20 protein-coding genes and 2 pseudogenes are annotated in these 23,201 nt (G+C 61.4%); 1 reads left to right on the top strand and 21 read right to left on the bottom strand.

Features of this window, described 5'->3' with window-relative positions:
* Positions 1-382: 382 nt before the first annotated feature.
* From FN835_RS19610 to FN835_RS19540, 15 genes and pseudogenes are all read right to left on the bottom strand, one after another.
* A complete protein-coding gene (locus FN835_RS19610) occupies positions 383-1,072 on the bottom strand; it encodes a YciE/YciF ferroxidase family protein (RefSeq protein ID WP_142664933.1) in 690 nt (229 codons plus the stop codon).
* Between the two features lie 883 nt (positions 1,073-1,955).
* Entirely contained in the window at positions 1,956-4,232 is a 2,277-nt protein-coding gene (locus FN835_RS19605) for an FdhF/YdeP family oxidoreductase (RefSeq protein ID WP_142664932.1), read from the bottom strand.
* Positions 4,229-5,305: a catalase family protein gene (locus FN835_RS19600; protein WP_142664931.1), complete on the bottom strand. Its 1,077-nt coding sequence runs from the start codon at positions 5,303-5,305 to the stop codon at positions 4,229-4,231. Before FN835_RS19600 ends, FN835_RS19605 begins: the two co-directional genes overlap by 4 nt.
* Entirely contained in the window at positions 5,302-7,509 is a 2,208-nt protein-coding gene (locus FN835_RS19595; RefSeq protein WP_142664930.1) for a xanthine dehydrogenase family protein molybdopterin-binding subunit, read from the bottom strand. Before FN835_RS19595 ends, FN835_RS19600 begins: the two co-directional genes overlap by 4 nt.
* Complete coding sequence (locus FN835_RS19590) at positions 7,493-8,473, bottom strand: FAD binding domain-containing protein (protein ID WP_142664929.1); 981 nt, start codon at positions 8,471-8,473, stop codon at positions 7,493-7,495. Before FN835_RS19590 ends, FN835_RS19595 begins: the two co-directional genes overlap by 17 nt.
* Entirely contained in the window at positions 8,470-8,964 is a 495-nt protein-coding gene (locus FN835_RS19585) for a 2Fe-2S iron-sulfur cluster-binding protein (protein ID WP_142664928.1), read from the bottom strand. The genes FN835_RS19590 and FN835_RS19585 overlap by 4 nt, the downstream gene beginning before the upstream one ends.
* Positions 8,965-9,631: 667 nt before the next feature.
* Positions 9,632-10,027, bottom strand: a complete 396-nt coding sequence (locus tag FN835_RS21915; protein WP_142664927.1) for a type II toxin-antitoxin system RelE/ParE family toxin — start codon at positions 10,025-10,027, stop codon at positions 9,632-9,634.
* Positions 10,015-10,293: a CopG family ribbon-helix-helix protein gene (locus FN835_RS19575; RefSeq protein ID WP_142664926.1), complete on the bottom strand. Its 279-nt coding sequence runs from the start codon at positions 10,291-10,293 to the stop codon at positions 10,015-10,017. Before FN835_RS19575 ends, FN835_RS21915 begins: the two co-directional genes overlap by 13 nt.
* A gap of 635 nt (positions 10,294-10,928) precedes the next feature.
* Positions 10,929-11,492: an SAM-dependent methyltransferase gene (locus tag FN835_RS19570; protein ID WP_142664925.1), complete on the bottom strand. Its 564-nt coding sequence runs from the start codon at positions 11,490-11,492 to the stop codon at positions 10,929-10,931.
* Positions 11,482-12,165, bottom strand: a complete 684-nt coding sequence (locus FN835_RS19565; protein ID WP_142664924.1) for a PIG-L deacetylase family protein — start codon at positions 12,163-12,165, stop codon at positions 11,482-11,484. The genes FN835_RS19570 and FN835_RS19565 overlap by 11 nt, the downstream gene beginning before the upstream one ends.
* A complete protein-coding gene (locus tag FN835_RS19560; protein WP_185958760.1) occupies positions 12,162-13,202 on the bottom strand; it encodes an acyl-CoA dehydrogenase family protein in 1,041 nt (346 codons plus the stop codon). The genes FN835_RS19565 and FN835_RS19560 overlap by 4 nt, the downstream gene beginning before the upstream one ends.
* A complete protein-coding gene (locus FN835_RS19555) occupies positions 13,192-14,163 on the bottom strand; it encodes a glycosyltransferase family 2 protein (RefSeq protein WP_142664922.1) in 972 nt (323 codons plus the stop codon). The genes FN835_RS19560 and FN835_RS19555 overlap by 11 nt, the downstream gene beginning before the upstream one ends.
* Positions 14,164-14,599: 436 nt before the next feature.
* Positions 14,600-15,697, bottom strand: coding sequence for a hypothetical protein (locus FN835_RS19550; RefSeq protein ID WP_142664921.1), 1,098 nt, complete (start codon positions 15,695-15,697; stop codon positions 14,600-14,602).
* A 278-nt stretch (positions 15,698-15,975) separates the two neighbouring features.
* A complete protein-coding gene (locus FN835_RS19545; protein WP_142664920.1) occupies positions 15,976-16,614 on the bottom strand; it encodes a hypothetical protein in 639 nt (212 codons plus the stop codon).
* A 270-nt stretch (positions 16,615-16,884) separates the two neighbouring features.
* Positions 16,885-17,433 (bottom strand): annotated as a pseudogene (locus tag FN835_RS19540) (transposase); the annotation flags it as partial.
* On the opposite strand from FN835_RS19540, the gene FN835_RS19535 reads away from it, so the two are divergent.
* Positions 17,395-17,724 carry an SDR family oxidoreductase gene (locus FN835_RS19535; protein ID WP_142664919.1) on the top strand — a complete coding sequence of 110 codons (330 nt, stop codon included), beginning with the start codon at positions 17,395-17,397 and terminating at the stop codon, positions 17,722-17,724. The pseudogene FN835_RS19540 and the gene FN835_RS19535 sit on opposite strands and share 39 nt — an antisense overlap.
* Before the next feature lie 265 nt (positions 17,725-17,989).
* Here the strand turns inward: FN835_RS19535 and FN835_RS19530 are convergent, their stop codons facing one another.
* The 6 genes and pseudogenes from FN835_RS19530 to FN835_RS21350 all read right to left on the bottom strand — a co-directional run.
* Positions 17,990-20,623 carry an ATP-binding protein gene (locus tag FN835_RS19530; RefSeq protein WP_142664918.1) on the bottom strand — a complete coding sequence of 878 codons (2,634 nt, stop codon included), beginning with the start codon at positions 20,621-20,623 and terminating at the stop codon, positions 17,990-17,992.
* A 286-nt stretch (positions 20,624-20,909) separates the two neighbouring features.
* The gene (locus FN835_RS19525; protein ID WP_185958761.1) at positions 20,910-21,236 is read right to left on the bottom strand and encodes a type II toxin-antitoxin system PemK/MazF family toxin; all 327 of its coding nucleotides are present in this window, start codon (positions 21,234-21,236) and stop codon (positions 20,910-20,912) included.
* A complete protein-coding gene (locus tag FN835_RS19520; protein WP_142664916.1) occupies positions 21,233-21,451 on the bottom strand; it encodes an antitoxin MazE family protein in 219 nt (72 codons plus the stop codon). Before FN835_RS19520 ends, FN835_RS19525 begins: the two co-directional genes overlap by 4 nt.
* 664 nt (positions 21,452-22,115) lie before the next feature.
* Positions 22,116-22,484: a type II toxin-antitoxin system RelE/ParE family toxin gene (locus FN835_RS19515; protein ID WP_142664915.1), complete on the bottom strand. Its 369-nt coding sequence runs from the start codon at positions 22,482-22,484 to the stop codon at positions 22,116-22,118.
* Positions 22,484-22,741 (bottom strand): ribbon-helix-helix domain-containing protein, encoded by a 258-nt coding sequence (locus FN835_RS19510; RefSeq protein ID WP_142664914.1) that lies wholly within the window; start codon positions 22,739-22,741, stop codon positions 22,484-22,486. The genes FN835_RS19515 and FN835_RS19510 overlap by 1 nt, the downstream gene beginning before the upstream one ends.
* A gap of 79 nt (positions 22,742-22,820) precedes the next feature.
* Positions 22,821-23,201: pseudogene (locus tag FN835_RS21350) on the bottom strand (hypothetical protein); the annotation flags it as partial.

Raw genomic sequence — 23,201 nt, 5'->3', positions numbered from 1 at the left:
ACCTCCGACCAGTACCTGAAAGCCGCCGCCTGACATGAAACCCATGCTGAAGCTTAGCTGAGCGGCAAACCGGTCCAAATTCCCGGACCACCTCTGTTCACTATGTCTGGATCGGGGGTTGCCGCGCGGTCTGAGCCTCCTGATCAGGCAGGTGGCAGTGCCATCATAGGAAACTGGTGACGCCCCTACATTCCCTATCGAAACTTGCACGTCCTCGATCGGCAACTAGTCGGCGTGCACTTCTAGCGGGTTTAGTTCGACCAGATACCGCGCTCTGTCCAACATATGCTGTGCCAACTGGCTCGCGCATGCGTCTCAATTTGCGGCACGTGACCGGGTAATAACCCCTGGCCAATGGACAGGGGTCAACGAGGTTACCCAGTTATGCGGCCGCGCCCTCATCATCGTCGTCATACTCAGCAGCGGCGTCGTTGACCGAACTCTCAGCAAGATCGTTCAGCTTCTGGTCGGCGGCCTTTTCCTGCTCAAGGATGGAGTCGATGTGATCAAGCACTTCATCAAGGCCCAAGGCATCCGCGAAAGCGCGGATCGAACCATAGCGCGTGATTTCATAATGCTCGACTGCCTGACAACTGAAGATAATGGCAGCGTCGGCGGCGACTGAGTCACCGAAATCCTCCAACAAGCTTTCACCCTCTTCAAGGATCCCATCAATCGCTTCGCATTTTTCCCCCCGCGCGCGCTTCCCCATCACCTCAAACACGGTTTCGAGGGTTTCAATCTGGCCGGCAGTTTCTTCGCGATGATGCTGCAACGCTTCCTTGAGGTCAGGATGATCGGCCTTTTTGATCATCTTGGGAAGCGCGCGATAGATCTTTTTTTCAGCGTAATAGATATCTTTGAGCGCATGTTCCAACAGATCGGAAAGCGATTTCTGCTCTTTTTGGCTGCGCCGTGCAGCGGTGCGCTTGGCCACCGCTTGCGAGCGTTTGGTCCTGGTCGCCCCGGTGGCTTTGGTCGTGGACTTGCCCTCTTCCCGGGCTTTCTTGCGGGTAGTCGTCGCCGACTTTTTCGCCTCGCCAGACTGTGCTGCGGTCGAGTTCGTGCTCATCTTCAGCTCCTGTTTGAGGACCTATTGCGGTCGAATCTTAAAGGCAGGTGTGGCGGCAGAGGTTCCTATTTCCCGTGACGCGTTAATTTAAATTGTAGGAGGCGAGAGGCTAATCCTTACCAATTCACAGCTTTGCGTTAGACTTCAGCTGGCTGTGCCAAAGTGCAGCGCGCCGTGAGGCAGCGACGCTGCATGCTCAAACTCACAGTCCTATTCCAGCTGACCGGTTGATCCGTCCCGGCTGCGATGCCTATCTCTCCGCCGGGATAATGCATCCTCGGCGCGAGTTGGCGTGTGCCTTGAACTCACTGCTGTGTGCATCCTTTCCTGCATTCTCGCGCTAGCTCCGGTCAGAACCGGGCGTGTTACTACGCAAGCAACTGGCTTGGAAGAATGACTATCAACCCCAACGCGCTTTCCCCGCGCATTCGATGCGAACCGCGATCCGTTCGGACAGATCGTGAACCAAAGACTAAATCCCCGGTACGGGCTCGTCTCGCTCTTGACATAGCCGACAGCGAACGTGAGCCGGTGACGAGATGGGTGAAAACGGACTGATGGCAGCGCGGCACGGCAGATGCAGCAATCTGCAATTGCGACCGCTTGTGCGGCCGTCACCATGACGTAAGCTACAGGTTCTGCCTATCGCGAGGTGACGATCTAGACCCATTAGATGGCCCTCTATGCGAGTAGATGACCCTCTACGCGAGACCTATATGATGATGGAAACCTTTACGGGCGCTTCGCGGTTTTGGTTTTGCAATCCTTCGTCATCCTCCCGTTTGGTGATGTTCGGCACGAGCTTCGGCGGCCATGATTATCGAACCAGCGCCGCGCATGGATGCTTACGGTAAGCCGGCTATCGAAGGATTAGCAGCAGGAATTATAAAGACTGGGCGATGATCCGGACCGGAACCCCTTTGTAGGCGGGCGTACCCGAATCCAAGTCGTGACTGCACGCTGAGATCAGGGCGTTGGCCTCGGGGTAGTAGGCGGCAATGCAACCCGAGGGCAGATCATAGGGCACGACCGTCAGTCCATTCAACTGTCGCGCAAATCCATCCTGATACAAGGATTCCAGTCCGACTTCCCGACCCTCGGCGAGCTTCAACCGCGCGATATCCGCCGGCGAGATTAGCACGATATTGCGGTTCCCCTCCAAACCGCGCAGTCGGTCTCGGTTGCCGTAAATAGTAGTATTGAACTGGTCGTTCGAGCGGAGCGTGATCAGCGTCAGGTCATGCTGTCCGCCGAGCGAGCTGATCCCTTTTGGTGCGGTGAATTCGGCCTTGCCACTTTCCGTCAACCAAAGGCGGTCGCGCACAGGATTGCCGCGATAAAACCCACCGGCGTTGAAAAGGCGCTTGTTGAAATCTGCAAATTGGTCGGGATATACCGCTTCGATCAAACCACGAATACGGCTGTAATCCGCAACCCAGCCCGACCAATCTACCGCAGGGTTCTCAGGCAAGGTTGCCTGCGCAATACGTGCGACGATCGCGGGTTCCGACAGAAGCGACTGGCTGGCCGGAGGACGACGCCCGCGTGAACCGTGGATATGGCTTAGGCTGTCCCCGACGCTGACCGACTGCGCGCCACCCTCCTGAATATCGCGCTCGGCTCGGACCAGGCACGGTAGCAACCAGGCTCCATCGCCAACAAGCAGGTGAGAGTGGTTCAGCCGCGTGGCGATCTGAACATTCAGCCGCAGTCGCTTCCATAGGGGGTCGGTCCTGGTCTGGTCCGGTATGGCGCGCGCGAAATTTCCACCCAAGCTAACGAAGCCTTGCAAACGGTGGTTCAGCAATGCCTCGATCACCTCGATAGTGTTCATACCCTTGTCGCGGGGCGGTTCGAAATCGAACAGCTGCGCCAGACGATCCAGCGGCACCAGCTCAGGCTTTTCCGATATACCGACGGTGCGCTGGCCCTGGACGTTGGAGTGGCCGCGCACCGGACAGATGCCGGCACCTAGACGACCAAGATTGCCGCGCATCAACAGGAGGTTTACCAGCATTCCGATGCTGTCACTGCCATGGACATGCTGGGTCAGGCCCATGCCATAGACTGCTATACAGCGTTTGGATCGGGCATAGATCCGAGCGATATGACGCAGTTCTTCGGGTGACAGGCCGCACGCGGCTTCGATCTCGGGCCATGTCAGGGCGTGGATATACTGCTCGAAGGCGTCGAAGCCATGCCCGTGCTTCGCGATGAATTCGCGGTCGATGACGGGCGTCGTGCCATCCATCTGGAACAGATGCTTGCATATGCCCGCAATGGCTGCGATGTCGCCACCCGGCCTCAATTGAAGGTAGGGGTGCGAGATTTCGGTTGCCTGCCCCACCAGCATCTGGACCGGGCTTTGCGGATTAGCGAACTCGATCAGACCGCGTTCTCGCACCGGATTGAAAGTCACGATGCGACAGCCGCGCTTTACTGCGGCCTGGATCGGATGCAGGAAGCGCGGGCTGTTCGATCCGGTGTTCTGGCCGAAGAACAGCATAAGGTCGCAGCTTCCGAAATCCTCAAGCACGCAGGTCCCAACGGGCGAAACGATCGCTTTCTTCAGCGCCACGCTGGTCGTTTCGTGGCACATGTTGGAACTGTCGGGCAGGTTGTTATGCCCGTAAAGCCGCGCGAAAAGGCCGTAAAGGAACGAGGTCTCCAAGCTGGCGCGACCTGAGGCGTAGAAGGCGACGGCTTTGGCATCAAGATCGCGCAGCCGCGCGCCGATCCTCGCGAAGGCCTCGGGCCAAGTGGTCTCGACATATCGATCGGTTTCGACGTCATAGCGCATCGGATGCGTCAGGCGGCCCTGTGCCTCCAGGTCGTGATCGGACCAGTCTCGCAAGCGGGTCACGCTGTGGGCGGCGAAGAAATCCGGGCCGCAGCGCTTTGGTGTCAGGTCCCACATCGTGGCTTTGGCGCCATTCTCGCAGAACTCGGCCAGATGCGGATTGGGGGGCTTTGCCCAAGCACACGAGGTGCACATATGGCCGCCGGGTTTGTTCTGCCGCCGCAGCGTCGAAAGCGCGCCCAAGGACGGGCCATCGCGCAGGAGATGGCGAAACACGCTTTTCAATGAACCCCAGCCACCCGTCGGGTGGCGGTAATAGGTCGTCGCCGGATCCTGTTCCCGTTCGGGGTGATCCGTCATTCCGGGATGTCCAGATCTTGCATCGGGCAGCGGTTGAAGTGGGCGCGAAACTGTGCCGATTGTTCATAAGGCAGCCTTCGGGCGCGGTTGACACCGCCCAGCGGGCGATGCGCCGCAAGCCCATTCCATGGGCTGAAGCGCATATGTTCGTCCACCCGCGCCACCTGATCGCGCGCCCAGCTGTCTTGGCGCGGAACGCGCAGTGTCGCGACCTGAACGAAGGGGGCGTCGGTCTCGGCCCATTCGACGCTGGCATCTTCGATGGGCTGCTTTTCCAGATCGCGCGCCAATTGGACCTCGAACGCCCATTCGGCATCAAACCCCGCAATCTCGGCGCGGATTGTGGTGCGAATCGGATTTTCGCCCGTTCCGGTGTCCACCTGCGTACCGGTCAGCGCCGTCAATGCTGGGGAAAGCGGGCGCAACCGGAACTTGGCGACATGGTCGCCATAGCGAAAAGGTGTAGCGCTGAAATAGGTCTCGCCCAGCGGATCGACCTGCGATGCGCCGCCCAGCCCCGCCAAAGCGATGCTTTCAAGGCCCGCTAGACCCAGCGCCTTGTTCACGACCTGCAAAGCCTTGGAAAGCATGATCTTGCCGCCCTCGGCACGGTCGGTGGTGGCGGCCAGCAGCTTCAGCTGGCGGGCGAATTCCCTGGCGGTGGGCGAGGCGAAAACGGACCCGTTGATCATCAGGAAGTCCTGCGAATGGCCAACGGCCCCGGCAAGCCGGGGGCCTTGCACGTCTTCGACCTTCAGTGCGATGCCCCGCGGAAGCGATATCTTGTCGCTCAGCAGGTCGCCCGGATTGGTCGAGATCCGCAGCCATGCATCATGCGCTCCGCCTTTCGCGAACAGGCCCTGAGCCAGCTCTTGCGGCAGGTGGCCGTCGATGACGAAGCTCCCCCGCAGAACGGCATGCGCCTTGGCATGGACCGAGCGAACGGCGTGACCGTAATCCCGCGCCGTCGTCCGCAGGATGTGGTCGAAGGCGTCCAGTAATTCGCGGACAGTCTCGGCCTCCGCGGGTGCCACGGTCTCCAGCGCGTCGCTATAGCGGACTGCTGTGGTCATGTCTCGCCCTCCAGCGGATCGGGCAGTTCGGCCAGCAGCTTGTCCAGCGTAATCGGGAAGCTGCGCGGCCGTACGCCACAGGCGTTGTAAATCGCATTCGCCACCGCGCCCGCCGCGCCGCAGATGCCCAATTCGCCCACGCCCTTGGCCTGCAACGGGCTGGCCGGTGCGTCACGTTCGTCCAGCAACACCACGTCCAGATCGGGAATATCTGCATGGACCGGCACGTGATATTCGGCCAGATCGTGATTGACCAAGCGGCCATCGCGCAGGTCGAAGGCCAATTCCTCGGTCAGGGCCGCGCCGATGCCCCAGACCATGCCGCCCAAACATTGCGAGCGGGCGGTCTTTTCGTTCAGCACCCGACCAAAGCCGAACACGCCCAGCATCCGCCGGATACGCGTTTCCCCGGTAAAGGCGTTCACCGCAACCTCACAGAAAAACGCGCCATAGCTGGCTTGCGAATAGTCCTGTTCGGTCTTGCCCGGCTTGATGCGGCCCGTGCGTTCAAGGGTTTCACCCTTCAGCAACTGCGTGATCGGCGCGGATTTGCCCCCTCCGCTAGCGATGCCATCCTTCAGTTCAAGGGCGTCGGTGGGGACGCCAAGGCGATGGGCCAGCTCGTCACGGATCGCCTCACAGGCGCGAAACACTGCCGAGCCGGTCGACGTCGCGCCGAAACTCCCGCCCGAGCCCGCACCCATTGGCAGGGCGCTGTCGCCAAGGGCCACGTCAATCCGCTCAATGGGTGTGCCCAGCATTTCCCCGGCGATCTGGCCCAGAATGGCATAGCTGCCGGTGCCGATGTCGGTCTGGTCGGTTTCCACGCGGACCATCCCGTCCGCTTCAAGCCGCACCAAAGCAGCGGCTGGCTGCATCATGTTCACCCGCGCCGCTGAGGCAACGCCCATGCCGATCCACCATTCGCCGTCCCGCTGCATTCGCGGGCGCGGCTTGCGCTTGTCCCAGCCAAAGCGCCGCGCCCCGGTATCCAGGGCCTCGCTCAACATGCGCGAGGAATAGGGGATGCCTTTGCCGGGCAGTGTCGCCGGCAGGTTGCGCTTGCGCAGGACGATGGGGTCCAGGCCGATCTTCTCAGCCAATTCGTCCATGCCCGCCTCCAGCACCTGCATCCCCACAGCCTCGCCCGGAGCGCGGACCGAGCCCGCCGTGAGGCGACTGATACGGGCGACATTCACCGCCAGATGCCGGTTGTCGCCGCCGTAAAGGAAGGCGGTGGCCTGCGTCACAGGCTCGGCAAAGTTCTCATCAGGCAGGTTCGAGACCCAAGCCTCGTGTCCCAGTCCGATCAGCCGCCCGCCGGTATCGGCGGCGAGACGCAGGCGCTGCCGCGTTTCCGAGCGACGCATGATGGTGTCGAAAACCTGCTGGCGGGTCAGCACCACGCGGACCGGACGACCCAGCGCGCGCGCTGCAATCGCCGCGGCCAGCGCGTCATGCGATATGCCCAGCTTCGATCCGAAACCGCCACCCACGTAGGCCGACCGGATACGCACCCGGTCGGGCGCGATCCGCAGCGCGTCCGCCAATTCCTTCACATTGTGACCGACCATCTGGTAGCTGCCCCAGATCGTTAACGCATCGTCGCGCCATTCCGCGATCGAGACATGCGGCTCCAATGCCGCGCTGGCATGGCCTTCGGTGGTGATGGCCAAATCGACGCTGTGCGCGGCGCTCGCCATGGCGGCATCCAGGTCGCCCAGCACCTCGGGATCCTGCGCGGGCTCGGACGTCGCGGCTTCGGGGTCGTGCGGCACCTCCCCCCCCGGCTCGTATTCCACCCGCAACACCTTGGCGGCATGGGTCGCCTGCTCGAAGGTCGTGGCCACCACCAGCGCCACCGGCTGGCCGAAATACTCGACGCAGGCGACGTCTTGGACCGGCGCCTTGTCGGCCCCGCCCTGCGCAGGACGGCGTAGCATGGCCTTGTCCGAAAACACGCCGAGCACACCGGGCATGGCCAAAGCCGCGTCCGTATCAATACAGGTCACACGACCCTGAGCGATCGTTGCGCATACCAGCACACCTTCGGCGCATTCGGGGCGCTGGTATTCGGCGGAATAGGTCGCGACACCCGCAACCTTCAGCGGCCCATCCGGCCGGTCCAGCGGCCTGCCGATGACGCCCTGCCGGGTCTGGTCCAGGAGGTTGCGGTGATCGGGGGTGTCATAGCTGAAAAACATCTGAGCCTCCGGTCGCCTCGGTCAAGACCGCCCCGAGGGTGCGGTGCAGCAGGGGGATCTTGAAATCATTGCCGCCATGGCCCTGCGCGCCTTCCAGCAGCAGCTCGGCAGCGTGGCGGAACAGTGCCGGCGAGGGGCGTTCTCCCAGCAGTACCTGTCCCACAAGGGGATCGTGCCAAGGCTTGTGCGCCACCCCGCCAAAGGCCAGGTCGGCGCGCGCGATACGCCCGTCCACCATGTCGATTATCGCCGCGACCGAGACCAGCGCAAAGGCATAGGAGGCGCGGTCCCGGACCTTGCGATAGATTTGCCGCCCCCGGCCCGGCGCGGGTAAGGTGACCGAGGTGATGACCTCGCCCGCCGCCAGCACGTTGTCGCGCGAAGGATCATCTTCTGGCAGCCTGTGGAATTGCCGCACCGGCACATTACGCATGCCATCCGGGCCCGCGATCTGAACGACGCCGTCTAGTGCCGCTAGCGCCACCGCCATGTCGCCGGGATAGGTCGCGATGCAATTAACGGAAGCACCAAGGATCGCGTGGTTGCGGGTCACGCCGCCGATGGCGTCGCATCCGCTGCCGGGCTGACGTTTGTTGCAGCGGCTGGCAAGATCGGTGAAATATCCGCAACGCGTGCGCTGGCACAGATTGCCACCGGTCGTGGCGCGGTTTCGCAATTGCGGACTGGCACCGGCGAGGATGGCCCGCGACAGCAGCGGATAGCCCTGTCTGATCCGCAAATCTGCGGCGCAATCGGCATTCGTGACCAGTGCTCCGATCCGCAGGCCTTCGCCATGGGTCGCGATCTGGTCAAGCCCGATGCGGTTGATATCTAGCAATACCTCGGGCGTCTCGACCTCCAGCTTCATCAGGTCCAAAAGGTTGGTGCCGCCTGCGATCAGGCGGGCGGTGCTCCCAATGGCATCGCTCAGGTCCGAGGCGCGGGCATAGTCGAAACCTTTCATGCGGCCGGCTCCTCGATCACTTCGCGGATGGCCATGATGATGTTGGAATAGGCGCCGCAGCGACACAGATTGCCGCTCATACGTTCGCGCAGGTCGTCATCCGGTTCGCCGATGCTGGGCCAACCATTGCGTAGTTCTTGCAGCAAGGCGGTCGCCGAACAGATCTGGCCCGGCGTGCAGTAGCCGCATTGAAAGCCGTCGTGTTTGATGAATGCCCGTTGAAGAGCGGACAGGTGGTGGGGCGTGCCGATGCCCTCAATCGTCGTGATCTCGCACCCGTCCTGCATCACCGCCAGCGTTAAGCATGAGTTGACGCGCTTGCCATCGACGATCACTGTGCAGGCGCCGCATTGGCCGTGATCGCAGCCTTTCTTGGTACCACAAAGCGCTAGATCGTAGCGAAGGAAATCCAGAAGCGTACGACGGGGATCGCCGGCATAGTCAAACTCGGCACCGTTAACGACGAACCTGGCTGGCGGGGCTCGGAACATGACATCTCCTGTGACCGCGTGACTGGGTAGCAGGAGAACAGGTCCCGGCAGGAGCAGGTTCCGGTTGATATTTGTTCAGGCCCGACGCCGCCCGACCCATTCCTTATGAAACATTTGCAAGTTTCGGCATACAGAGGTGCCACACCAATCGACCCGGGATATCGGCGATCTGGCTCGTGCAACCCCGTTCTGATGCGGCGCGTGGTTAGGTTGAAATGCGCCATCGCCGTGCCGGCGTGGGCGCGCATGCAATAAGCGCTTTTCGCGTCCGCCAAGCTAATCGCCCAGACGTGCAGGCAGAACGACGCTCGGCTGCTGGCCTCGGCTGGCCTGCCGTCGCCGCAGCCGCCAAAAATACATGTTGCAGAGGTTGCCTTGGCGATGACGCCCAAGCTGATCTCGGCCCGATGGGCTGGCGGCATCCCCTCGGGCTACGTGCAAGAGAGGCTTGAATTTTGGATCGAGTTGGCATGAACCGCTCCCGTGTTCTTACTCTTTTGGAGACGCCCATGGTGGTCTGAAGATATCCGCTGCACGTCCAGCAGCGATTTTCTCCATTAGTGGATCATTGCCGGGTGCACGCCGTATTCGGCCGCGAGCTAAACACCGTGCGCTTGCCCTTCAAAGCCTCCAGCGCTACGCGCCGCCTTGAAGCCCGTGTCATCGTTTATGCGTTCCTCATGTTCTGATCTCCTCGTCCTCGAAGACCAGCAAACGTCAGATTGTAACTTCCGTCACTGTCCGTTTTGTTGGGAAGTAGCTCAGCGGACTGGACGATACCTGCCTCTTTCCGATGTCTGATTGCAAGGATCGTTACAGTTTCGGCGTCGACCCTATAGCGCACAACATAGCCGCTGTGACCAAAGTCGATTAGCCATTCCCGAAACTGTTCGGGCATGTCGTCAAACATCCGCCCGAGCCGCGGATGTGTTCCGAGGATCTCAACCCCCTGTCGGATTGCGTCACCCGCCCCCCGGGCCGCGTCAGGGTTCTCGATGCGCAGAAAGTTCCGCAGACGCTGCAAATCCCGGATCTCAGCCGGGGCATTGGTTACTCGCGGCATTCAGGGGCAGGTCGCTCGTCATCGGTGCCCCAGCCTGCCAGCCACTGATCGACCTCTTCGGCCGTCGTATGCCGACCGGTGGCTTGAAATTCGTCCCATGCGGCAAGGGTGTCCTTGCGCAATGCCTCACGCCGCTCTTCTCGCTTGACATACTGAGCGATAGCCTCGCGCATAATCCAGTGCGATGTACGCTGCCGCGCATGGGCGAGATGCTGCACACGAGCCTTCATCTCGTTGTCACGCTTGATAGATGTCGCCGAAGCCATACCGTCACCAGAGCTAAAGGTATTACCTTGCGCTAAAATAAGGGTTCAGGGGCCCGATGTCTAAGGAGTATTTATCAGGAGTGTCAGGCCGCGTCTTACGAAGGTCGCTGGCTGCTGATCACAATCGATCAGCAGACGAAGCCGCAACAGTCGCTCACATGGGGATGACCGAGGTTCGGGCCTCAGAATGCTCATATGAATCATGCTCGCCTTCGAACCAGTTCCGACAGATTGCTACGCAGCGTTTTCGAAGCCCAATCTATGTCCGCTTCATCCAAGAACGACTTTGGTGCCGTAGCTCCGAAACCTCGTCTACAACGATGTTGGTCGGGGTTCGGGTTTCCGAAACGATACGAAGCATGCTGTCATCCTGCCGCAGATCGGGGCGCATCTGGCCCATTTTGCGATGTACACGCACATCCGCCAGAGCATTTCGTTCTTGCCCGCCATATCGGTGAATACTGATCTTCCTCACCAATGCATTTTCTGCATTCAGCAAGGGCGTAATACCGGAAAATAGGTGGGTCGTCAGTTAAGCTCTGTTATCCGATCGAGACCACCCACGGCGAAAGTTTCGCGGACAACTGGAATAGGGATCCGCGCCGTGCGCCCGGTGTGACATGAACACCGGACCGCTAGGCCTCGACGCCGTCGAAGACGTCGAGACGGTAGTAGTCGGCTGGCGCGGCTTGCAGCCGTCGCCCAAGCGCAGCGGCGAAAAGGCGTAAGGCGCCGCAGCCGTCCAGTGCCTCCTCGGTCGGGCCAAGCCAGTTGACGCAGACGATGCGGGCCCGTAGCGGGTTCAGCCAATCGGCAAGGCGAACGATCTCGGGCGGGGTAAGGAAATACAGGACCTCGGACAGCACCACCAGGTCGGGGCGGATTGCGGGCAGATCATCGGGAGCCGCTGCACAGCAGACCGTTACATGTGGCATATGCGCTACCGCGGCCCTCGCCAGCGTCACGGCCTTGCGCGTGCAGTCCAGTCCCGTCAGCGCCCGGCAACGCGGGGCAAGTAATGCCAGCAACGTGCCATTGCCGCAGCCGATCTCCAATGCGTGCTGAAAGGGACCTGGGCCGATGGCCTCCAGGGTCGCTGCATATTTCGCCCGCTCATAGAGGCTGGTGCGATGTCGCCATGGGTCGGATGAGGCGGCATATAGCTGGTTCAGATGACGCAGGGTCCGTTCATGCGGCAAGGAAGATCTCCGGCTGGGTCAGAAACATCTGCTGCAATTCAGCCGCCATGACGAAGCCATCGGGATCGTCGGGGATCAAGCCTGTCATCTGGCTGGCGTGACAGGCGAGCGCGGCGGGCTTTGCCGGGTGGCCGTCGCGCAAACGCCAGCCGGTTGTGGGAAAAGGTAGCGCAGGCTTGACCCGACCCCAGATCGGATAGGCCAGCTGCATTAGATCGGGCCGGCGCGCCGCGACCGCGCCAGCCAAGGCTGCACAGGACTGGTGATCAACGTGCGGATCGCCAGCCCAAGTCGCCAGCAGCAGCGCCCCATTTGGCACCAATGCCGCGATCCGCGCCACGGCAGGCCCGTACGAAGGGGCTTGGCAATCGGGATAGCCCAGCATCTCAAGCCAAATTGAACCCAGACAGTCCAGCGCTGCCCGCAGTTCGGCCTGACGCAGCGAGATCAGGCGCGGGGCTGGATAAAGCCGGGATGCGGGATGCGATAGGCGGCCGTCTGTCACGCAGATCACTCGGCAGTAGACCCCCTGCGCCGCAGCCTGCGCCAGCAGCGCACCACAGCCGAGCACCTCGTCATCGGGATGCGGCGCCAGCACCACGAGGGTGGTGCGCCCGGCAAGCAGCCGGGTCGCGGTCACGGGCGTAAAATGGTCGTAGGACTGCAGGCTCATGACCAGTCTCCGCTGGCGAGGACGCGCGCCGTTACCTCGGCAGACAATCGGTCCGGATTGGCTTGCCGCAGATAGAGGGACAAGTCGCGGCGGATCCGTTCGGCCGGGTGCGCCCGCTGGAACGAGGCCGCACCCAGCGCGTCATCCATCGCAGCGAGCAACGCCTTCGCCTCATCCGCGACGACCAAGCGAGCAAGGATGGCGCGGTCGGCAGCGGCAGCGGGGGCATCGAGCCGTTCGACGGCGCTGGCCGCTTGTACCAGCCACAGGCGTGCGGTCTCGCAGGCCGTTAGCATGCGCCGCAGTCGTAGCGATTGCAGCGGCGCGGCGGCCTGATCCCGCGATTGCAACTGGTGCGCGGCAATGCGCGTCAGGCTTTCCATCGCCCCCAGCTGCACCGCCGCATAGCGCCAGACGCCCCCTTGAAAATGAGGCTCGGCCAGGTAGTCGCCTGGCTGGCCCAGCGGCACTGCATCGCCCGCCTTCAACCCTTCCAGCACACAGCGACCGGAGGCGGTGGCCGACATGCCCGATACGGCCCATTCCTCGGGGTGCAGCCGCCCCGCCAATTGGTCACGGGTGAATAGCAGCAGTTGCGGTGCGTCCTCCACCTGGACCGAGATCACCGCACGGTCGACGACGTCGGCGCCGCTGGCGAACAGCTTCTCGCCGCGCAGGACGCCAGCCTCCAGCCGGGCCGGCACGGCACCGTCCGCGCCCCAGATGCCGAACAGCGCGCCCGACGCGACATTCTTCATCAGGCACGGCGCGGCACGACCTGCGTAAAGCTTCACCAACTTGACCGCGTTCACATGTCCTTCGAACAAGCGCCCGGCCGACAGGCTGGCACTGCCAATGGCTACAAGCGCCGCCATCAGGTCCAATGCATCGGCAGGCTGATGCGCAAGTTCGCCGCAAGCCGCCAGCAGACCGCCTTCGCGCAGGGCTGCCACCAGCGTCTGGCCGGTCGGACCGTCCGGCCCGTCTTCCGGCGCGTCACGCAGCAGGGCGAGGGTATCGGCAATACTATCGCGCATCATTTGCTCCAGGTAGCACATCCCCGCGCACGGTCCGTGCCACGAAATACCGTAGCTCGGGCAAGGCCGCCTCCAGTTCGCTGATGCGAAGACGACGACCCGTCGCCGCCGAGCGGTCCGGCCAAAGCACGTTCTGGCCGGATTGCGCGCGCTCCCAAAGCGCAACGATGTGGTCGGGCGGCAGCATCGCCTGATCGGCCAGCGGGTCTGCAGCATGGCGGCGCGCGCGAAGACATTCCGCCATGCCACCTTGCGCCCTGCCAAGCAACCGAGTCGACACAGTGGCGCTCATGCGATTGCAATAGCGCAATCGCAGGCCATGACTTTCGGCACTGTGGACCAAGGCCCGATCCTCACTGCAAGCGACGGCAGGCAGGCCGCCGATCGCGTCATAGGCCCGGACATGCAGCGCCAGCGAGGCACCGGATTCCATGTAATGCGGCCGGCAGCGCTGACGGCCGCACAGCTGATCGACAGCAAAGCGGACCTCGTGCAGCGCGGCAGCATATTTTGCCTCGATGCGCTCGACCCGACGCGAGGCGGCGCTTATCGCCGTTGCCCCGTCTGGCCGGATCGCGCCGCAGACCACATCTGCCCCGGCAAGCGACATCAAACCGGCGCGGAGCCAGTCCGGCGACACCACGGCATCAGCATCGGTGGTCATCAGCACGCCGTCTGGGACAAGACCTGCGGCGATTTCCATTGCCAGCCGCCGCGCATTGCCTGCATTGGCAAGCGGCAAAGGCAGGGTAATCTGATGCAGATGCAAAGTGATGCCAAGACGCGGCGCGATTTCCAAGATGCGGGCGCAGCTTCGGTCGGAAGAGTTGTTGACCAGCGCCACCACTAGGACGGGGTTGCCGATGCGCCGCGCTGCCAGATCTAGTGCAGCCAGTGCCGTTTGGATTCGGTCCTGTTCGTCCTTGATCGGAAGCGCCACGGCGATCCTTTGTGCGTGCATCGCGTCCCCCTGTCCACTCCGCAGCTTGCGGAAGGCTGTGGAACAAACGAGGCCGTCATGACCCTGTTCCACAAACAAAAGTTACACAGCAGGGCGGTGGAATAAGCATGGCGATGTGCGGTTTAGAAGGATGGAGGCATCGCTATGACAAAAGACCAGGAAAACAGAGATCAAGATCACCGGATCGAAAAGATGCCGGACCACAAGCCACCGTCAGAGGAGGAGTCCTACCCCTCGGGCACGGCGCAAGAACGTAAGGAGCCCGAGGGCACCGGACGCAATAAACCCGTGCCCGGCTATCCCACGCCCTGAACCGGTCCAACCGCTGGCGGGGCTGACCCATACCGACTATTACGGCAGCATCCGAGTATCGACACGGCCCCGAAAATTTCGGGGCCGCAGTTTGTCTTGATGACAGATCGTGCCATATCGGAAGCTATCTGCGATAGGAAAGTCCTGACCAGACACGGCCGCTGTCACGATCGCGCCCGCCATGTACCGCGCCGATATATGACGCAGTGGCAGCGATCAGGGCCGACGCGGCCAGCAGAAAGGCGCTCAGGATGCCGGCAATGCGGGTCTGTTCTGCGGCTTCTGCGGCTTCGCGCTTGGCCTCTTGCAGGCGCTGCTCTGCCTCGGCGCGAAGCTGATCGGCCTGCGTCTTCAGTTCGTCAATGCGCTGTTGTGCCTGATTGCGGATGTCCTGCGCGCGGGTCACCGCTTCATTGACCCGGCTTTCGACCTCCTGCTGCGACAGGCCGGTCCGCGCCGCCACCTGACCGCTAAGATAGGCGCGGTCTGCATCCGATATATCGCCGGTGCGAATGACATTGGCAAAGATGCCAACGATCTGACGTTGGGTATCGGTGGCACCTGCTTCGATATCCTGTTGCAGGGTCTGGCCAGGGCTTTGGCCATCAGCGCGCAGCAGCGTGTCGGTGATATAGTCTAAAGGATTGGATTGCAGCCCTTGCGGCAACGCATCCTCCAAGACCGGTGCGCCAGCCTGACCGGCGCCCTGCGCCAATCCGCCGACCGCCTGACCCGCGCCCGACACAAGTCCGCCAGCGAGTTGCCCGGCGCCCTGTGCCACACCGCCCACGGCGCTTCCGGTCGCCTCGACGGCGGTCTGTGCCGCGCTGCCTGCGACGCGCAGGCCGCCCGAGATGACGCTTGTTGCCAGAATTGCCGTGACGATCATGCCAAGACCCCAGACAATCAATCCGTTCATCCCGTCGCGTACCGTGATCTCGTCACGCATGCCCGTGCCAGTCGGTCTGCGCATCCGGCCTGCCACATAGCCCCCAAGCGCATTCGCGGCGACCATCGCAACGACAACCGCAAATGCGGTCAGTATCAGCCACCCCATGCTGATCCCGCCATATTCGCCAAAGGAAATTGATCCCAGTCCGAGAGCGGCCAGGAACGTCGTAAAGACGACGGCCACGCCAGTCGCCACGACGGCACCCGCAAACACCGCTGCCCAATCGACATACGAGCGATCAGTGTTGCCGTTGATATCCGGCGCGGCCATTAGCGCAGCCCCAGCATCGAGAGGATGAACAGGACGACGACGACCAGTCCAACCAGATAAATGATGGAATTCATAAGTCCGATCTCCAATAAAGAATATCCGTGTCAGGAAACGTGCGCCGGAACCTGCGGTTGCTGCTAATTCAGCGGCTCAGATACCGAACCCCCTGTTGCGGCAATTTTGTCACAAAATCGACGCGGGATCCCAAGCACACGAGAGCGACAGACGTGACCGCGGGTTTTTTCTCTCCGCCTCTCATAACCACAGCAAAACACGGATCATTTGATTTCCGGCGTGTTGCGTTTCGACGTGCCGTCTTCGTCGTCTGCAAAATCGCGAACCGAATAGCTGCGAACGCGCGGCCGGTCCTGGTTGATGTCTCGGACGCTTACAGGGGCATCGTACTGAGGTATATCGTCCACCAAGCGCTCGGCATCGTCGTCGACGCGGGGTCCCGTCGCCACCCCGGTGATTGCCGCGCTGGTGCCCGCATCTGCCGCGCGCCCCGCATAAGAGCTGGGCTCATAACCAGACCAGCCTTCAGCGCGCCAATTGGACTCGCGCTCGTCCATATCGACCGTACCGTCATCATCCAGGATGTCCAACGCCATGTCGTATTGTGCACCGCTCAGTCCGCCAGCGGTGACAAGATAGCCGCCACGAGATAAGCCTTCTGCGTAGCTGTAGCGGTCTTCCTCGGGAAAAAAGAAATCCCCCAAGCTTTCCCAGAACCCTTTGTGGCGTTCGTCCGTGTTGTCTTCGCCGCTTGGATCGGTACCCTCAAGCATATGCACATTTTGACCAGCGATGCCCGCCTCGCGTAGCCGGTCCACGGCCCGCGCCGCATCGTTCCTGTCGTCAAAAAATGCAGACAATGTTCTGCTGCCGCCACTGGCGGTTTCGGTTTCGTAACTCATCGTCATTCTCCCATTTGGTGATGATCGGCACGAGCTTCGGAGGCCGTATCTGTCAAACCATCGCCGCGCACAGTTGTTCCCGCCGGCCACAGAAGGTCTAATAGTATCAGTCATAGGGGCTTTACGCCCACTATAGACGGGCGGTCCTGCGTCTAGCCGGCCGCTGATTTAGTCCCGCTTCGGGAACGGCTTTCTCACATGTGAGGCATTCGTCCCCTGATTTGCCGGGTCGCTTCGCCGTTACGAGCGGTTTGGCCCGGCATTTTCCTGTCAGGCGCCAAGCAGCTTGGGCAACCTCGCAAGGTTTCCGGCCGCCAGCGTCAGGATGAAGCGCGACCGCACGCGCTCTATGCCCCGGTAGACGGTCTGCGCGGTCCCGCCGATGGTCTTGGCCCAGCCAAAGGCCTCTTCGATCCGCTTGCGGTGCCTGAGCGACAGAGCATAGCCCTTGTGCCGGGTGGTGCGCCCGTCGATCGCGGAGTGGCGGGTTCGCTGGGCGACATGCGGGGTGACGCAGGCCTGCCGCAGATCGGCGATCAGCTCTGCCGCGTCATATCCCTTGTCGGCTCCCAGCGTCAGTCGCCGGGTCGAACCGGGGTCGTGACGGTGGATCATGTCGAGCGCGGCCCGCCGTTCCGCCCGGCCACTGGCACCCGTGAGGTCGGCCTGAACGATCAGGCCATTCCGGTTTTCCATGAGCGCATGGCCGATGAAGCAGAGCATGGCCCCGGTGCCCGGTGACTTCTTGTAAAGCCGCGCGTCAGGGTCGGTGGTCGAGACATGCGTCGCGTTCGAACGCCGCTCGCCCCGGAAGTCGACCGCACTCGCGCCGATCTTGAGAAGGTGGCGCATGACTGCGGTCCACACTGTCTGGTCCACCCTGCGGATGTTGGAGATGAAGACGCGGTCGAGACGATGATCGCCACGACGCTGGACCGCTACGACCGCATCGACGTGCTGGTGAACAACGCGGGCACGGTCGTGCAGGGCGACTTGACGGAGATCAAAACCAGCGATTATCGCCGTATCATGGCCACCTTGGTCGATGGCACGTTTTTCTGCATCCGGGCCGCGCTGCCCTATTTGGTGCGGACCAAGGGGCGGGGCTGATCAGCGAGATACTTGAAGGCCCTCTCGGCGGCCGGGTCTGCCATGTCTTCAAAACCCCGCTCTGGCGGAGCGCAATCCGTCTTGAAACGGACGTCAAGCTTTCTACGATTTGCGTCTAATAGAGAAGTCCTTCCGCAAGGCGCGCCGGAGGGCATGCTCACGTCATGCAGCATCGCTCCGCAGACGCGAGAGGCAGTCATCCCATTCGCAGTCCGTTGTATTCATGCGGTGGTCCAAATCCGAATTATTGTCGCTCTCCTGCTCTTTAGCGGTCCGGAATTTCCAGAGCTTCTCTTACCTTACTGGCAAGTTGATCAAGGCTAAAAGGCTTGGCCAGAAAATGAGTCCCGGGGTCGAGGACGCCGTTATGTACTACCGCGTTTCGGGTATAGCCGGTCGTATAGAGAACCTTCAGATCCGGCCGCAGAACTAGCGCATGGTCGGCCAATTGTCGGCCGGTCATCTCGGGCATGACGACATCGGTGAACAGCAGCGACACCGGCTCTCCCAACTCGAGGATGTTCAAGGCTTCACGTCCCCCGCCTGCTTGCAGGACCGTGTAGCCAAGCTCGCGCAGCGCTTCGACGGTGAAGTTGCGGACGCGTTTCTCATCCTCGACTACGAGAATCACCTCACCGGGGCGTGCCTTGCCGGCAAGAACAGCTTGCCGCGGCAGCGCCGGAGCCTGATCACCCCATGCGCGTGGCAGATAGAGCTTGATCGCGGTGCCGTGTCCCATCTCCGAATAGATTTTCACATGCCCGCCGGATTGGCGGATGAACCCGTAGACTTGGCTGAGCCCGAGGCCGGTGCCCTTGCCAACGGCCTTGGTGGTGAAGAAAGGATCGAAGGCTTTCGTGATGACCTCTGGTGGCATGCCGGTGCCCGTATCGGTAACGCTAATCATGACATACTGGCCAATTTCGATCTCGGCCTCGCGGGCATAATCATCGTCCACATGAATATTCGCAGTCTCGATGGTGACCTTCCCCGTGCCGGGAATTGCATCCCTCGCGTTGACCGCGAGGTTTATCACCGCGTTTTCCAACTGGTTGGGATCGACCTTCGCCAGCCAGAGACCAGCGTTCAAAACAGTTTCCACTTGGACGGTTTCGCCCAGGGTCCGGGACAGTAGCTCGGTCAATCCGGAGACGAGACGGTTGGCGTCAACGGACTCGGGCGACAATGGTTGTTGCCTTGAGAAAGCCAGAAGCCGCTGCGTCAACGAGGCTGCGCGCTGCGCACCTTCCATTGCGCCGGTGATGAACTCACCTACATCGGTGTCGCCTCGCGCGAGTTTGCGTTGGGTCAGACTGAGGCCGCTGATGACGATCCCAAGCATGTTGTTGAAGTCGTGCGCGATTCCGCCGGTCAATTGCCCGACCGCCTCCATTTTCTGAAGCTGTCGCACGTGTCCCTGCGCTGCCTCCCGCATCGACGCTTCTTCGCGAAGCTCCTTGGCGGTCTTGCTGAGTGCCGCGCCCTGTCTGTCGACACGCTGACCAAGCCTCAGAAGCGCTTCCGCACGCTCCATGGCCAGCCATGTCTGGAGGGTCAGTTCCTGTGCCAGTGAAATCTCGCCATCCGACCAGTGGCGCACCTCGCCCTGGTGCAGGTAGATACCCGCCGCCCACTCGCCTTCATCCATCAGCGGCACGCACAATCCGGCAAGGACACCGTCTGCCGAATAGGCATCGAGCTGGCCCTCGGCATCGGTTCTGGCATCCGCAAAGATGACCATTCTTCCGGCCCTGCGTTCAGCTTCCGCAAAGCTGCCGAAGGTATCCGTAGGTTGGAGGCCGATCAAAGGCAGCAGGCTGCCATCTGTCCAGGCAGCGCTGTGGCGTAGACGGTCGTTGCCCACCACGCGGTAAAATCCGACGCGATTGACACTCAGGCGCCGCCCGATCGCCTCGGACGATATTCGAAGGATCGCCTCGGGATCTGCAAGCCGACGTTGACGCGCTGCGAGTTCGATGACGAACTCTCGTTCGTCCTTTGCAGCAAGCAGTTCCAGCTCGGCTTCTTTGCGATCGGTGATGTCATAGCTGATCCCCGGAAAACGGAGCGGGGTGCCATCTGCCCCGACGATGCACTGGCCTTGCGCCGACACCCATCGAGTTGCTCCGTCCGGGCGCGTAAGTCTATATTCCTCGAAAAAGGGTTCTTTCGTCCGTATGGCGTTTTCGATCCCCGTTCGGGCACGTGCCAGATCGTCCGGATGTATTCCTGCAAAGAACTCGCCAATCGGAGCTCCGCGAGCAGCTTTCACCGGATCGACGCCGTAAAGGATCGCAAAGCGCGCATCTGCGATCACCCGGTCATGCACCAGATCCCAATCCCATGCCCCGATGCTGTTTCCCGCCGAAAGAGCTAGCTCGAGCCGTTCGTCGGATGCACGACGTTCCCTTTCGGCCACCACCTGCGCCGTGGTTTCCTGTGTCACATTGAGCAAACCCGAGATTTGACCCGCATCGTCAAACACCGGTGAGTAGGTGAAGCTCCAATAGCTTTCCTCCGGAACACCGCCGCGCCCTAGATCAAGACGCATGTCGGTCTGCTTCTGGCTTTGTCCGGCCAGCGTTGCGTCGACGAGAGGCCGGATATCGTCCCAGATATTGCCCCATACTTTGGCAAACGGTGCGCCGAGCGCACGATCTGCCCGTTCGCCGAAGATAGGGCGGTAGGCATCATTGAAGAACGTTAGGAGATCGGGGCCCCAGGCGAGGAACATCGGTGTGGGGCAAGCAAGCATAGTCGCGAGTGTGGTTTTGAGCGAGATCGGCCACGCCTCGATCGGGCCAAGCGTGGTTTGCGACCATTCACGGCGGGCAATCGTGGCGCCGACCTGACTGGTTTCTACTTGCAGGAAGCCAAGTGCCGTGTCCAATTTCGTCATCCTGATTACCGCTCCCTTTTGGCCGATCCGAGAAGACAGCCATTCGGAAACACAAACCAAGTCTTGGCTCAAAAGTCCATCGACTCGCCGGCTTGCCGGCGGCGGCCCAGATGCCACACGTGGCCGAATGTCCAACCTGAAGCGATCGGCGGCCACTTTCCGGCGTCAGGCGTCGAACACGCTTCTTACACCCGGCCAAAGAATGTCCGCCTCGGGGAAGCCGCAATGCTGCAGGGCCGACCCGTCGAACGGCAGTCTTGGGCCGGCCGCACAGTCCGCTATTGCTTCACCCTGCCAATCCGAGAAACAGCGCCAGCGAGCGGCTGACGCCGATCATGGCCAGATCATCGAGATGGCCAAAGGAGGGTCCAATTTTCTCAGTCTTCACGGTCATGGGCTTGTCCAGCATGATCTGGGAGGGCGCACGAAGCCTGTTGTCCGGCGACGGCTCGATCGTCGGGCGCAGAAGCGGCGCGTCGATCAGAGTTGAGGTAAGCGGCAGGATCACCACCGATCCGAGATTATCGAATTGATCCGCTTGGATGATCAGCGCCGGACGCGGCTTGCCATAATCCCCCTGAAGGGCGATCGTCACGAGGTCGCCACGCCTCACTGCCAATCATCCAGATCATTCAAGGCAGCATCTATGAACTCCGACAGATCTGTGTCGCCCCGATCCGAGGCGGCGATCAGCGCGGCCTGCCGCCGGCACTCCGCAGCAAAGCCAGGGCGGCGAGTATCTGGCACCCAAATTTGCACAGGACGCAGGCCTGCAGCGCGCAGGGCCTCCCGGCGCTTCTGGACACGTTCCGAAACAGGCCTAGGCATAAGCAACCTCCTTTTCGTTACATGTAACAAATAGACAACTCGATTTCAATCCCGTGCCTGCGGACACATCGCGGTACTGCTCGGCGAAATGCTGCGCGACGTGTCGAATGGCTAGCTCGAGGACTGCGGCAGCGTAGCATCTGCGGGGACCGGCAGTCAGCTATGGTCCGGCCGGCCAGAATCCTGTCGACCGGTGTGCTGGTCACAGATCAATTCCCTCTGACAGGGTGAGTGCCTCATCGAAATCGACGGCGAAATAATGAACGGTTCTATCCTGTTGATTTATATCGATACTATTAGATGCCGCAGGAGCGCTTGGATTCTGTCAAGCACTGTGCCCTCCCGGAATCTGTGGCAGAGTTGGTGACAGCAGGGCCTGAAAAAATGGATCAGAATAAGCTTACGCCCGATTGGGACTGACAAGTTGCGATCTTCGGTATGCTTTATTCATGACAACCGAAGGCAAAGGCCAGGAAAGGGCCGCGGCGCGGATGCATAGGCAACGTCGCCTGTTTGGTGGATGCTATCCAATTTAAGCAATGGCGCATTCGGTTTAATAACGGCGGCTCTAAAGTAAGCGCGCTTAAGTAACCAGGCTGTGGTCTGGGGACTGCCACCTGACCGAACAGACTGGAAATCGTGCATCATCACCATTGCGAACCCGTCAGGTTGCCAGATGGGTGCTATCGCGCAGCAATCTGACCAGCATATGCCTTTGATGGTCCTGACCGCCAAAGAAGATCGCCAGAATTTGGAGGCGGCATAGCGCGGGATCCGGTAGATACCAGTAGATCGCCCGGTCCAGTTCCAGATGCCGCAGGCCGGGGATTAGGTCGTCATGGGGGGCGCCACGAAACGGCGCCTTTGTCAGGCGCTCCGCTTCGGCGATGATGGAGTCGACTCGGGCTTGAGCGCGCCGCGCGGCCTCAACCGGGCGATCGCCAAACGTGATATAGGCGTCTTTCAGGTAGGCTTCGATCAGGGTCAGATCTTCGACGGCGGACGCCGCGAACTCGACAGTCCAGTCCTGCATCAGCTGCGATGAGTGCTGCGTCGTGTCGCAAGCTGTGCACGCAGATCGCTGCCGCTGACAAACTTGCCGGCCATCCGCTCCTCCAGCAAGGTCTTCAATGCCAACCGGTCCGCACGGGCATCCATGTCGCGCTGACGCAACAGGTCCAGACCCTGCTGAATTACCGCGCTGAGCGACGCATACTGCCCAGCGGCTATCAACTCCTTGGCGAAGGCATGCTGTTCGTCGCGCAGCGAGATAGAGGATTTAATGGTCATCGTAGGTTCCTTCCAATGCCAGTATGACCTGGTAGCATTGATATGCCAAGTGACAAGATGCGGCCACCATCTGAATTACTCATCCACCGAGCTTCCTGCGCAATTTGACCTCAATGCTTTGCATGGTCTGCAGCGCGTCCTGTTCTGCGGGACGCAGGGCTTCTTCCAGTTCTTCCTCTGTCAGACCGGTTTCCTCGGCGACGACCTCAGTCATGACCTCGTCCGCGAGCACGGATGCCGTATCCGACGCGTTCCGCTGGCCCTTCGCCTCGGGATAAGCCAGCAGCTTTTGCGTCTGCGCTGCCAGTGCCGCGACCTTGTCGCGCAGATTGCGCAGATCCTCGGCCGCGCGCGAGGGATAGGGCAGGGGGCCTTTCTGCGCCGCCATCAGCCCCCGGAAATACGGATCCTCGTAATAGACGATACGGTTGACCATGATCGGGTGCTGGCGCTCGGGGAT

The organism is Paracoccus laeviglucosivorans, assembly GCF_900182695.1.
GTDB classification, from domain to species: Bacteria; Pseudomonadota; Alphaproteobacteria; order Rhodobacterales; family Rhodobacteraceae; genus Paracoccus; species Paracoccus laeviglucosivorans.
The sequence above is the reverse complement of the archived record's forward strand: the minus strand, read 5'-3'. Positions and strand labels throughout refer to the sequence as shown.

Bases quoted from the DNA above. Each gene is read 5' to 3' on its own strand.
- FN835_RS19610 (WP_142664933.1), bottom strand. From the start codon at position 1,072: ATGAGCACGAACTCGACCGCAGCACAGTCTGGCGAGGCGAAAAAGTCG.
- FN835_RS19605 (WP_142664932.1), bottom strand. From the start codon at position 4,232: ATGACGGATCACCCCGAACGGGAACAGGATCCGGCGACGACCTATTAC.
- FN835_RS19600 (WP_142664931.1), bottom strand. From the start codon at position 5,305: ATGACCACAGCAGTCCGCTATAGCGACGCGCTGGAGACCGTGGCACCC.
- FN835_RS19595 (WP_142664930.1), bottom strand. From the start codon at position 7,509: ATGTTTTTCAGCTATGACACCCCCGATCACCGCAACCTCCTGGACCAG.
- FN835_RS19590 (WP_142664929.1), bottom strand. From the start codon at position 8,473: ATGAAAGGTTTCGACTATGCCCGCGCCTCGGACCTGAGCGATGCCATT.
- FN835_RS19585 (WP_142664928.1), bottom strand. From the start codon at position 8,964: ATGTTCCGAGCCCCGCCAGCCAGGTTCGTCGTTAACGGTGCCGAGTTT.
- FN835_RS21915 (WP_142664927.1), bottom strand. From the start codon at position 10,027: ATGCCGCGAGTAACCAATGCCCCGGCTGAGATCCGGGATTTGCAGCGT.
- FN835_RS19575 (WP_142664926.1), bottom strand. From the start codon at position 10,293: ATGGCTTCGGCGACATCTATCAAGCGTGACAACGAGATGAAGGCTCGT.
- FN835_RS19565 (WP_142664924.1), bottom strand. From the start codon at position 12,165: ATGAGCCTGCAGTCCTACGACCATTTTACGCCCGTGACCGCGACCCGG.
- FN835_RS19560 (WP_185958760.1), bottom strand. From the start codon at position 13,202: ATGCGCGATAGTATTGCCGATACCCTCGCCCTGCTGCGTGACGCGCCG.
- FN835_RS19555 (WP_142664922.1), bottom strand. From the start codon at position 14,163: ATGCACGCACAAAGGATCGCCGTGGCGCTTCCGATCAAGGACGAACAG.
- FN835_RS19550 (WP_142664921.1), bottom strand. From the start codon at position 15,697: ATGGCCGCGCCGGATATCAACGGCAACACTGATCGCTCGTATGTCGAT.
- FN835_RS19545 (WP_142664920.1), bottom strand. From the start codon at position 16,614: ATGAGTTACGAAACCGAAACCGCCAGTGGCGGCAGCAGAACATTGTCT.
- FN835_RS19535 (WP_142664919.1), top strand. From the start codon at position 17,395: ATGCGTCGCGTTCGAACGCCGCTCGCCCCGGAAGTCGACCGCACTCGC.
- FN835_RS19530 (WP_142664918.1), bottom strand. From the start codon at position 20,623: ATGACGAAATTGGACACGGCACTTGGCTTCCTGCAAGTAGAAACCAGT.
- FN835_RS19520 (WP_142664916.1), bottom strand. From the start codon at position 21,451: ATGCCTAGGCCTGTTTCGGAACGTGTCCAGAAGCGCCGGGAGGCCCTG.
- FN835_RS19515 (WP_142664915.1), bottom strand. From the start codon at position 22,484: ATGCAGGACTGGACTGTCGAGTTCGCGGCGTCCGCCGTCGAAGATCTG.
- FN835_RS19510 (WP_142664914.1), bottom strand. From the start codon at position 22,741: ATGACCATTAAATCCTCTATCTCGCTGCGCGACGAACAGCATGCCTTC.